Consider the following 7,853-nt stretch of genomic DNA (forward strand, 5'->3'; position numbering starts at 1 on the left):
GGGTGCCGGCCGCTCGGACCTCTCCGCGTTCTCGGAGGAGCGCTACGGCTCGCTGGAGGGGTACGCGCGCGACGCCGTGGAGGTGTGCGAGGCACTCGACCTGCGCGGTGCCGCGTTCGTCGGGCATTCCGTCAGCGCCATGGTCGGCGTACTCGCCGCCGAGATGTCCCCCGAGCGCATCGGCTCGCTGGTGATGGTCGCGCCGTCGCCGCGGTACATCGACGACGGCGGCTACCGCGGCGGCTTCAGCCGCGAGGACATCGACGAGCTGCTGGAGTCGCTGGAGTCCAACTACCTCGGCTGGTCGGCGGCCATGGCGCCCGTGATCATGGGGAACCCGGACCGGCCCGAACTCGGCGAGGAGCTCACCAACAGCTTCTGCGCCACCGACCCGGCCGTGGCGCGCGTCTTCGCCCGCACCACGTTCCTGTCGGATTCCCGGGAGGAGCTCGGGCGCGTCGGCGTGCCCACCCTCGTACTGGAATGCCGTGAGGACGCCATCGCCCCCCGGGAGGTCGGCGCGTTCGTCCACCGGGCGATCCCGGGCTCGACCCTCGTCACCCTCGACGCGACGGGCCACTGCCCGCAGCTGTCCGCACCCCAGGCCACCAACCAGGCGATCCGCGACTTCCTGGGCGGCCTGCAGTGATGTGCCGCGCCGGGCAGCAGCAGCCCGACCCCCACGGCCCCGACGACGACAGGGCGACCGGGGCCGCGTTCGCCGCACTCCTGGAGGACAGCGCCGAGGAACTGTACGAGAAGGCGCCGTGCGGCTACCTGTCCACCCTGATGGACGGCACCATCGCCAAGATCAACGAGACGCTGCTGGGCTGGCTCGGCCTGGAGCGGCCCGCAGTGCTGGGCCGCATGCGCTTCGCGGACCTGCTCACCGTCGGCGGCAGGCTCTACCACGAGACGCACTTCGCGCCGCTGCTGCGCATGCAGGGCGAGATCAGCGGCATCGCCCTGGAGCTCAGGCAGGCCGGCGGCGGCCGCATACCGGTGCTGGTCTCCTCGGTCGTCAAGTACGGCACCACCGGCGAGCCGCTGCTCATCCGCACCACCGTCTTCGACGCCCGGGACCGGCGGGCCTACGAGGAGGAGCTCCTGCGCGGCCGCCAGGCCGCAGAGGCGGCACGCCGGCAGGCCGAAGCCGACCGCGCGCGCCTGCAGGACGCCCTCGCCGTGCTCCAGCGGTCGCTGCTGCCCGAAACCCTGCCCCCGGTGCCCGGCATGGAAGCTGCGGCGCACTACCACACCGCCTCGCCCGACCGCCTCGGGGGCGACTTCTACGACGTCTTCCCCATCGACGGCAAGCGCTTCGCCTTCTTCCTCGGCGACGTGTGCGGCAAGGGCCCGCAGGCCGCCGCGGTGACCTCCCTGACCCGGTACACGCTCCGCGCGGCCGCCCTGCACGACCCCGACCCCGTCTCCGCCCTCACGACCCTCAACACGGTGCTCCACGACCGGTACGCCGCCGGCGGCGACACCCGCTACTGCACCGCGATCTTCGGCACGCTCGAACCGGACCCCGCCACCGGACACGTCACCGTCCACCTCGCCTCGGGCGGCCACCCGCCGGCCCTCGTCGTCCGCGCCGACGGCACGGCCGCCTACCTCCGCACCCCCGGAGGCCTCCTCGTCGGCGTCCTGCCCGCCGCCACCTTCACCACCGCCACCACCGTCCTGCGCCCCGGCGACACCCTGCTGCTCTACACCGACGGCCTCACCGAGGCCCGCACCGGCAGGACCCGCACCGACCTGTACGGGGAGGAGGCCGTGCTCGCCTTCGCCACCGGGCACGCCGCACGGTCCGGCACCTCACCCGCGTCCCTCATCGGGGCCCTGACCGGCCTGCTCGCCGGCTTCGGCGACGGCCTCGACGACGACACCGCCCTCCTGGCCCTCGGGGTCCCCGCCCCGGCCCACCCGACGGGAGGCACCCCGTGACCCCGTTGAGGATCACCGCCCGGGTGGCCGCCACCGGGCCCGTCCTGGAAGTCTCCGGCGACCTCGACCACGCCAGCGCCCCCGAGCTTCGCGAACGCGTCACCGCCCTCGCCCTCCGTCCCGGCCTGCGCCTGGTCCTCGACCTCGCCGATATGGAGTTCTGCGACTCCAGCGGCCTCAGCGCCCTGCTCGCGGCCCGCAGCCACGCCCACGCAGCCCAGGCGGATCTGGCGCTCGCCGCCGTACCCCCCAACACGCTCCGCGTCATGCGGATCGTCGGCCTCGACCAGGTCTTCACCCTCCACCCCGACAGCACGAGCGCCACCACCCCCTGACCCGCACCACCCTCCGCCGCCGGTCCCGGCAGGGCGAGCCCGCGCCTCTTCGGCGACCGCTCGGGCAGGAGGCGCGTGCCGGAGGCGGTACTCCGCGGCCGCGGCGGGCACCCGCGACACCGTGACCGAAACCCCCGGGCGCCGTACCGGCGAGGCCGGCCCCGCCCCGCGGCCGCCGCGGGCCGCGGCACCGAAGACCCGCGGCCCGCGCGGTGGCCCATCCGGCCCCTATCGCCGGCCCTGCGCCCGTGCCACCGTGCCGTACGGGGCCCCGTCCGGTACGACAGCGCAAGGGGGCCGCATCCGGCCCGCACCCGCCCCCGACCCGCCGATCCGGTCCGCAGACCCCGCGAGCCACGACGATGGAGGAAGCATGCGCAGCGACCAGCGCCCGCAGAACGCCCCGCTCGACGACGACGAGCTCGGCGCCCTCGACGCCCACTGGCGGGCGGCCAACTACCTTTCCGCCGGCCAGATCTACCTGATGGACAACCCGCTGCTGCGCAAACCCCTGGAACCGGCCCACATCAAACCGCGGCTGCTCGGCCACTGGGGCACCTCGCCTGGCCTGAACCTCGTCCACACCCACCTCAACCGGGTGATCCGCCTCCGGGACCTGGACGCCCTGTGCATCTGGGGTCCCGGGCACGGCGGCCCCGCCGTGCTCGCCAACGCCTGGCTCGAAGGCAGCTACAGCGAGACCTATCCGAACGTCAGCCGCGACGAGGAGGGCATGTCCCGGCTCTTCCGCCAGTTCTCCTTCCCGGGCGGCGTCCCCAGCCACGTCGCCCCCGAGACCCCCGGCTCCATCCACGAGGGCGGCGAACTCGGCTACGCGCTCTCCCACGCGTACGGCGCCGCCTTCGACAACCCCGGCCTCCTGGTGGCCTGCGTGATCGGCGACGGCGAGGCCGAGACCGGCCCGCTCGCCGCCTCCTGGCACTCCAACAAGTTCCTCGACCCCGTCCACGACGGGGCGGTCCTGCCGATCCTCCACCTCAACGGCTACAAGATCGCCAACCCGACGGTGCTGGCCCGCCTGCCCGAGCCCGAACTCGACGACCTGCTGCGCGGATACGGCCACGACCCCCTCCACGTCACCGGCGACGACCCCCGCCACGTCCACCAGGCCATGGCCGCCGCCATGGACACGGCCGTCGACCGCATCCGCGACATCCAGCAGCGGGCGCGCGGCGGCGCCGCCGACGGCCGCCCCCGCTGGCCCGTCATCGTCCTGCGCACCCCCAAGGGCTGGACCGGCCCCGCCGAGGTCGACGGCCTGCCCGTCGAAGGGACCTGGCGAGCCCACCAGGTCCCCCTGCCGGCCGTACGGGAGGACGACGGCCACCGCGCCCAACTGGAGGCCTGGCTCCGCTCCTACCGCCCCGAGGAGCTCTTCGACGACGACGGCAGGCCGCGCCCCCGGGTCCTGGCCTGCGTACCGGAGGGCCCGCGCAGGCTGGGCGCCACCCGGCACGCCAACGGCGGCCTCCTCGTCCGGGACCTGCCCCTGCCGCCCCTGGAGCGGTTCGCCGTACCCGTGGACCGCCCGGGCGGCACCCGCCACGAGCCGACCAGGGTGCTGGGAGACCTCCTCCAGGCCGTGATGGCCGCGACCTCCGACCGCCGCGACTTCCGGCTCGTCGGCCCCGACGAGACCGCCTCCAACCGCCTCCAGGCGGTGTACGCGGCCAGCGGCAAGGCCTGGCAGGAGCAGGTCCTGCCCGCGGACGAGGACCTCGACCGGCACGGACGGGTCATGGAGATCCTCTCCGAGCACACCTGCCAGGGCTGGCTGGAGGGCTATCTGCTGACGGGCCGCCACGGCCTGTTCTCCTGCTACGAGGCCTTCGTCCACATCGTCGACTCCATGGTCAACCAGCACATCAAATGGCTCCGGACCTCCCGCGCCCTGCCCTGGAGGGCCCCCGTCGCCTCCCTCAACTACCTGCTCACCTCGCACGTGTGGCGCCAGGACCACAACGGCTTCTCGCACCAGGACCCCGGCTTCGTCGACCACGTCCTGAACAAGAGCCCCGAAGTCGTCCGCGTCTACCTGCCGCCGGACGCCAACACCCTCCTGTCGGTGGCCGACCACGTCCTGCGCAGCCGCGACCAGGTCAACGTGGTCGTGGCCGGCAAGCAGCCCTGCTTCGACTGGCTCTCCCTCGACGAGGCCCGCGCCCACTGCGCCCGGGGCGCCGGCGTCTGGGAGTGGGCGGGCACGGAGGACGGCACGCGCGAGCCCGACGTCATCCTCGCCTGCGCCGGCGACGTCCCCACCCAGGAGGTCCTGGCGGCGGCCGACCTGCTGCGCCGGCACCTGCCCCACGTCGCCGTGCGCGTCGTGAACGTGGTCGACATGACCCGCCTGATGCCCCGCGAGGACCACCCGCACGGCATGACCGACCTCGAATACGACGCCCTCTTCACCCCCGGCCGGCCGGTCGTCTTCGCCTACCACGGCTATCCCTGGCTCGTGCACCGGCTCGCCTACCGCCGCCACGGCCACCCCGACCTGCACGTCCGCGGCTACAAGGAGGTCGGCACCACCACGACCCCGTTCGACATGGTCGTGCGCAACGACCTCGACCGCTACCGCCTCGTCATGGACGTCATCGACCGCGTCCCCGGCCTCTCCGCCCGCGCCGCCGGCGTCCGGCAGGCCATGGCCGACGCCCGCACCCGCCACCACGCCTACATCCGCGCACACGGCACCGACATGCCCGAGGTCGCCGACTGGACCTGGGACCACTGACCGGCTCCGGAGCGCCGGGCGGCGGCGCTCCGGAGCCCCGGATCCCGGCACACGGCAGCGTCGTCGGAGGCCGCGGGGCCGTACGGCGACGTGCTGCCCGCCCGCGGCGGCCGACGCCCGGGACGACGGCCGGGCAGCGCCTGCGGGTGAAGGGTGGTCGCCCCGCGAGAACGCGCCGAGCAGCCGCAGGGCTCGGCCCGTCCGAGCGCGTCATGCGCCGGGCGCGGTATCCGCCCCGGGTCCGTGCACCCTCCGGAGCGCGGCTGCACCGTCAACCCCGCCCACCTGCCGCTCGGCGGTCCGACGGGTCAGGACCAGGTGGCCCAGGCAGGCCCAGGCCCAGGGCCTCAGGCGAAGGAGCAGGGCACGGCCCGGTCCACGCCGAGCGCGCGGATGACCCGCCCGGGGAGCCGCTGCACCCGCCGCAGGCTCAGCCGCAGCCCGCGCGCCGCGCAGCGCTCGTGCACCCGCAGCAGGGACTCGACCCCCGAGCTGTCACAGAAGGTGACCCCTGCCAGGTCGAGAAGGAGTTCCCGCTTCGCCCCGCCCGCCAGGCCGGCCAGCTCCGACTCGACGCGGCCGGCGGTGTGGATGTCCAGTTCCCCGGACACCGCGACCGCCACCGTGTCCGGCCCGCCCCCGACCACCGTCATGCTGATCTCTGCCGTGGCCATGTCTGCAACCCCTCTCCCGCCGCGCTCTCCGGAGCCCTGGCGGCCCGGACGCGCCGGCCTGTGGAGTCCACCACGCCTCGCGCGGGGCCCGGCAGGGCCGGCAAGTCCCCGGAGGTGGGCCGAAGGTCCCCGCACCCCGCGAGGGGGCGGGCGTTCGGGCCGCCGATCGCGGCCTCCCCGGCCGGGCCGCCCGCCTCGGCCGAAGTCCCCTCCGACCGGGCGCGACACGGGGTGGCCCGCCGGCATGCGCCCGGGCGCCCGCACAGGGCAGGCGCCCGGCCGGCCGCCCGTCACGCGGGCGGCACGACCGCCACGGGACAGCCCGCGTGGTGCAGGGCCGCATGGGCGACCGACCCGATGCGGCTGCCCAGCGGGACGCGGCGCACCCGGCGGCCCACCACCAGCAGCTGCGCCCGGGAGGCCGCCGACAGCAGGACCTGCCCCGCGCTGCCGATCTCCACGTGCTCGGTCACCGGCACGTCGGGGTACCGCTTGCGCCACGGTGCGAGTGCCTCGGCCAGCGCCTTCCGCTCGAACGGCTCCAGCCCGCCCGCCTCGTCCGCCAGGCGCAGCGAGCCGGGGCTGTAGGCGAAGACCGGCGGCAGCGTCCAGGCCCGTACGGCCCGCAGCGCCGCACCGCGCGCGGCGGCGGCCTCGAACGCGAAGCCCAGCACCGCCTCGCTGTCCTCCGGGCCGCCCTGCTGGCCGACGACGACCTCCCCGCCCTCGCCCGGGCCGCCCGCCTGAGCGTCGCGTTCCCGTACGGACACGACGGGCCCCGCCGCCTCGGCGATCACCTCCTGCCCGTACGAGCCGAGGAGGTAGCCGACGAGCGCACCGTGCCCCCGGGAGCCGAGGACCAGCATCCGAGACCGCTCGCTCTCCTCCAGCAGCGCCGCGACCGCGCCCGCCGACTTCACCTCGGCCGTCACGGCGAGGTCCGGGAAGCGGTCGGCGACCCGCTTCGCGGCCTCCCGCAGCACCGCGTCGGCGGAGCGGGCCTGGCTCTCCTCGTCCTGCACCACGGGTACGTCCAACGGCTGCCACAGCCAGGCGTGCACGATGCGCTCCATGTGCTGCTGCGCCGCCCGCCCCGGCTGCGTGGTGACGGCGACGCTCACCGAGAGGCCCTCCTCGGTGGTGCCGCCCCGCGTCTCGTACCCCGTCATGCTGCCTCCGTGTCCCCAGGAGACGGCGCCGCAGGACAGCGGAGTGGAGACCAGGCCGAGTCCGTAGCCGGCCCCCTCGGCGAACGGCCGGCCCGCCGGGACCGTGGTGCGCATCTGGTCGAGCTGCGCCCGCGGGACGAGGCGGCCGCGCAGCAGCGCGGAGTAGAAGCGGTCGAGGTCGGAGGGCGTGGACACCACCTGGCCCGCCGCCCACGCCCACGACGGGTCCCATTCCGTCGCGTCGACGAACGGCGCGTCCGGGGAAGCCCGGTGGTAGCCCTTGGCGTGCCGCTCGCGGATGCGCAGCTCGCCGGGGGCGGGGACGTAGGTGTGGCGCAGCCCCGCGCGCCGGATGACCCGCCGCTCGATCTCCGCGGCGAGGGAGCGCCCGGTGACCTCCTCCACCAGCAGGCCCGCGACCACGTAGTTGGTGTTGCTGTACTTCCAGCCCGCCCCCGGCTCGAAGTCGGCCTTCTGCCCGAGGGCGAGCGAAAGCAGCTCCCGCGGCTCGTAGGCGCGGATCTCCTCGCCGAGGCGGCCGGTGTAGTCCGGCAGCCCGCTCGTGTGCTGGAGGAGCCGGCGGACGGTGATGCGCCGGCCGTCGATGCCGTCGCCGCGCACGAGCCCCGGCAGGTAGGCGTCGACGCTGCCGTCGAGGTCCACCCGGCCCTCGGCGACGAGCTGCATCACGACCACCGCCGTGAACGCCTTGCTGTTGCTGCCGATGCGGACCTGGCCGTCGCGCGGCACCGGGGCGCCGGTGGCCAGGTCGGCGACGCCCGAGGTGTACGCCCGGCTGCGCCCCCGGCCGTCCGTGACGGAGGCCAGGGCCGCGGGAACCCCGCCCCCACCACCAGCACGTCCGACGTGTCCGGGGATGAAGACACGGTGCCACCTCCTTCGCTGCCGGTGCGGCCCGTACGGGCCGCTCACCGTGGATTCCGCCCGCCGGCCCGGCCCGGATGCG

General features: G+C 75.2%; 6 protein-coding genes and 1 pseudogene. 4 read left to right on the forward strand and 3 right to left on the reverse strand.

Features of this window, described 5'->3' with window-relative positions:
* From EF903_RS24690 to EF903_RS24705, 4 genes are all read left to right on the forward strand, one after another.
* Positions 1-649: alpha/beta fold hydrolase (locus EF903_RS24690; protein WP_148142566.1), on the forward strand; the 649-nt coding region annotated here is incomplete at its 5' end.
* Entirely contained in the window at positions 649-1,950 is a 1,302-nt protein-coding gene (locus EF903_RS24695) for a PP2C family protein-serine/threonine phosphatase (RefSeq protein ID WP_125546679.1), read from the forward strand. The genes EF903_RS24690 and EF903_RS24695, both read left to right, overlap by 1 nt.
* Positions 1,947-2,285 carry an STAS domain-containing protein gene (locus EF903_RS24700; protein ID WP_125546681.1) on the forward strand — a complete coding sequence of 113 codons (339 nt, stop codon included), beginning with the start codon at positions 1,947-1,949 and terminating at the stop codon, positions 2,283-2,285. Before EF903_RS24695 ends, EF903_RS24700 begins: the two co-directional genes overlap by 4 nt.
* A gap of 373 nt (positions 2,286-2,658) precedes the next feature.
* On the forward strand, positions 2,659-5,043 hold the full coding sequence (locus EF903_RS24705) for a phosphoketolase (RefSeq protein ID WP_125546683.1): 2,385 nt from the start codon (positions 2,659-2,661) through the stop codon (positions 5,041-5,043).
* 347 nt (positions 5,044-5,390) lie between these two features.
* Here the strand turns inward: EF903_RS24705 and EF903_RS34330 are convergent, their stop codons facing one another.
* The 3 genes and pseudogenes from EF903_RS34330 to EF903_RS34335 form a co-directional block, all read right to left on the reverse strand.
* On the reverse strand, positions 5,391-5,717 hold the full coding sequence (locus tag EF903_RS34330) for an STAS domain-containing protein (protein WP_185902800.1): 327 nt from the start codon (positions 5,715-5,717) through the stop codon (positions 5,391-5,393).
* Positions 5,718-6,007: 290 nt separating this feature from the next.
* Positions 6,008-6,790 carry a universal stress protein gene (locus tag EF903_RS35455; RefSeq protein WP_260615870.1) on the reverse strand — a complete coding sequence of 261 codons (783 nt, stop codon included), beginning with the start codon at positions 6,788-6,790 and terminating at the stop codon, positions 6,008-6,010.
* A pseudogene (locus EF903_RS34335) lies at positions 6,776-7,729 on the reverse strand (serine hydrolase domain-containing protein); the annotation flags it as partial. The pseudogene EF903_RS34335 and the gene EF903_RS35455, both read right to left, overlap by 15 nt.
* Positions 7,730-7,853 lie beyond the last annotated feature (124 nt).

The organism is Streptomyces sp. WAC05292 (assembly GCF_003949955.1).
Taxonomy (GTDB): domain Bacteria; phylum Actinomycetota; class Actinomycetes; order Streptomycetales; family Streptomycetaceae; genus Streptomyces; species Streptomyces globosus.

Excerpts from the sequence above, each read along its gene's own strand:
- EF903_RS35455 (WP_260615870.1), bottom strand. The coding sequence starts at position 6,790 with ATGGAGCGCATCGTGCACGCCTGGCTGTGGCAGCCGTTGGACGTACCC.
- EF903_RS34330 (WP_185902800.1), bottom strand. The coding sequence starts at position 5,717 with ATGGCCACGGCAGAGATCAGCATGACGGTGGTCGGGGGCGGGCCGGAC.
- EF903_RS24705 (WP_125546683.1), top strand. The coding sequence starts at position 2,659 with ATGCGCAGCGACCAGCGCCCGCAGAACGCCCCGCTCGACGACGACGAG.
- EF903_RS24695 (WP_125546679.1), top strand. The coding sequence starts at position 649 with ATGTGCCGCGCCGGGCAGCAGCAGCCCGACCCCCACGGCCCCGACGAC.